The sequence below is a fragment of the Vibrio sp. Vb1554 genome, assembly GCF_033344235.1.
In genome coordinates this window covers 1-1,720 of record NZ_JAWPOJ010000114.1, presented here as the reverse complement: position 1 = coordinate 1,720, position 1,720 = coordinate 1, and the positions used below count along the sequence as shown (strand labels likewise).

Sequence of the window (1,720 nt, the reverse complement as noted above, 5' to 3'; positions counted from 1 at the left end):
CCAAGTAGGCAAAACATTAAAGCCAAAAAGCTTAAATAGTGGGCTAGTTTGATGTGTATCCAGTGTAACTGTGTTTTTATCCAGTAGTCGTTCATCTACCCATTCTTTTGCAGAATTTACGCTACCTGAGTGCAGCGGCTCTGCTGTTGTTGGCGTTTCCATCAACTGTTTCTGGTTTCGCCTGTATTCAACGAGGTGCATGTACGCAACGACCGCGCTTTCCGGCGTACGATAGGTAGGTATCCCCGCTTGAGTGAATGCCAGTCTAGCATCTCGAGATGTTTGTTCCCCAGACCAGTTAGTTAGGACATTAAAATGTTTATGTCGAGGGTGATTCTTGATGGCTTCAATAACCGCCAAAGCCGTTTCATAAGAATCAGACACGGCAGAAGGACTGTGCATAATCAAAATCGCATCAGCACAATCATTATTCATTACCGCATTGATCGCATCTACGTAGCGTTTTTTCGTTGCATCTCCGGAAAGATCTATCGGATTAACACCCCGCCAGTTAGACGGTAAAATGGCTCTGAGCTGTTCGGTTGTTACTTCGTCCAGAGTCGCTAAATTGCCACCTCGTTCAACTAGTGTATCGACCGCCATGACGGCAGGGCCTCCACCGTTAGTGATGATGGCTAAGCGTTCTCCACGCAACGGAACTGAGTGCGTCAGCGTCTCTACCGCAGCAAATAACTCATGCGTATTGCTAACACGCAGCATACCCGTTCTTCGTATCGCAGAGTCATAAATCACATCGAGCGTATCGCCATCTTGCTGCTCGAACGTATTCATTTCTTTTGAACGGCCAGCTTTCAACACCAATATACGACGATTGCGAGAAGCGGCACGGGCTGCGGACATAAATCGTCGTGCATCTTGAATGGAGTCGACATACAACAATATTGCTTCGGTATTACCATCCATACTCAAATAATCGAGCAAATCTGCAAAATCAATATCTTGTCCACGACCAATCGAGATAAATGAAGAAAACCCGATATTTTTGTCGTTAGCCCAATCTAAAACCGTGGTACAAACGGCAGCCGATTGAGAGATAAAAGCAATCTTTCCCGGCTTTGCTGCGACAGGCGAAAACGTACAATTGAAATTATGCCAAGGTAAGATAATTCCAAGACTGTTTGGTCCAAGAACCCGAATATTAAGAGATGACAAATCTAGCGTTTGTGCATCATCAGAAATTACTATCGCGAATGGAGTACCGCGCTCATCCAGCTCTTTGAGAAGTTGTTCATTTCGCGAAGCATTAGTACAGAGAATCGCGATATCCGGCGTATAGGGCAGGGAAGCAACATCGCGATAGGCAATGACACCCGATACCGCTTTATACCTTGGGGTAACTGGCATGATTGCACCGTCAAACCCACTTTGCAGAAGATTCCGCATAACGACTTGGCCTGCACGCAGTTCTTTTTGAGAGGCGCCAATTACCGCTACAGAACTAGGTTTAAAGAGCTTATGTAGTTTATTCATGTGAACTCCTGCGGCTTGTCGTGACTTACTTGCAATCTGCTACGTTGATATCAACAATCATAAACGAATAAATAGGCCAGAAAACATAAACGAACCGGACATTGAAGCAAATCTATACAGTGCTTGTAGAGTTTGTGTTACTCATCACATCAAATTCGCAGATTATTGTATTTGATGCTTGATAAACGGCCCTGCTATCGGCATGATTTATCGTAATATTTATCCAGAG

At 44.7% G+C, this 1,720-nt stretch carries 1 protein-coding gene; it reads right to left on the bottom strand.

What is annotated here, in order from left to right; genetic code table 11:
* A partial coding sequence (locus R8N28_RS24085) for an acetate--CoA ligase family protein (RefSeq protein ID WP_318183533.1) occupies positions 1–1,491 on the bottom strand: 1,491 nt, incomplete at its 3' end.
* Positions 1,492–1,720: the final 229 nt, after the last annotated feature.